Source organism: Amycolatopsis sp. NPDC003676, from assembly GCF_053587275.1.
On the sequence record NZ_JBSFNS010000339.1, the window covers coordinates 1 to 1,226 of the forward strand.

Here is a 1,226-nt window from a genome sequence, read left to right on the forward strand (position 1 = left end):
GTCGTAACAAGGTAGCCGTACCGGAAGGTGCGGCTGGATCACCTCCTTTCTAAGGAGCATCTGCACTTCTTGGTTCGAAGAGTCGAATTCGAGAGTGCCAGAGCCGTTTCGGACTCACATGTAGTCCGGCGGTGCTCATGGGTGGAACACTGACTACCTCATCGCATTCGGTGGAAGCAAAGTCTTTCATCGCGGTGATATACCGACACACTATTGGGTCCTGAAGGAACAGACGTTCTTTCTAGGCAAAAAACGATCCGCTCGGATCTCCTTGATACCTCGGGGTTTTCACCTCGATGGTCTTGGAACATGGTTGCGAGTGGGTGTGTTGTTTGAGAACTGCACAGTGGACGCGAGCATCTTTGTTAGTAAGTGTTTAAGAGCGTACGGTGGATGCCTTGGCACCAGGAGCCGATGAAGGACGTAGGAGGCTGCGATAAGCCTCGGGGAGCTGTCAACCGAGCTGAGATCCGAGGATTTCCGAATGGGGAAACCCAGCACGAGTGATGTCGTGTTACCCGCATCTGAATATATAGGGTGTGTGGAGGGAACGTGGGGAAGTGAAACATCTCAGTACCCACAGGAAGAGAAAACAACAGTGATTCCGTGAGTAGTGGCGAGCGAAAGCGGATGAGGCTAAACCTCAAGCGTGTGATACCCGGCAGGGGTTGCGTTTGGGGTGTTGTGGGGTCATTCTTCTTGATTCTGCCGGATCAAGCGAGAGTAAGAAACCAATGTGTTAGTCGAAGTGGTCTGGAACGGCCTGCCATAGACGGTGATAGTCCGGTAGACGAAAACATGTTGGCTCTCGTGAGTGATACCCGAGTAGCAGCGGGCCCGTGAAATCTGCTGTGAATCTGCCGGGACCACCCGGTAAGCCTGAATACTCCCTGGTGACCGATAGCGGACTAGTACCGTGAGGGAAAGGTGAAAAGTACCCCGGGAGGGGAGTGAAATAGTACCTGAAACCGTGCGCTTACAATCCGTCAGAGCCTTCCCTTTTAGGGTGGGGTGATGGCGTGCCTTTTGAAGAATGAGCCTGCGAGTCATCGGTGTGTGGCGAGGTTAACCCGTGTGGGGTAGCCGTAGCGAAAGCGAGTCCGAATAGGGCGCCCAGAGTCGCACATTATGGACCCGAAGCGGAGTGATCTACCCATGGCCAGGGTGAAGCGACGGTAAGACGTCGTGGAGGCCCGAACCCACTTAGGTTGAAAACTGAGGGGATG

2 rRNA genes are annotated in these 1,226 nt (G+C 54.0%); both read left to right on the top strand.

The features are described 5' to 3' along the window. Nucleotides 1–49, top strand: a 16S ribosomal RNA gene (locus ACWDNU_RS46235); the annotation flags it as partial. Between the two features lie 317 nt (nucleotides 50–366). Next, nucleotides 367–1,226: ribosomal RNA gene (locus ACWDNU_RS46240) — 23S ribosomal RNA — on the top strand; the annotation flags it as partial.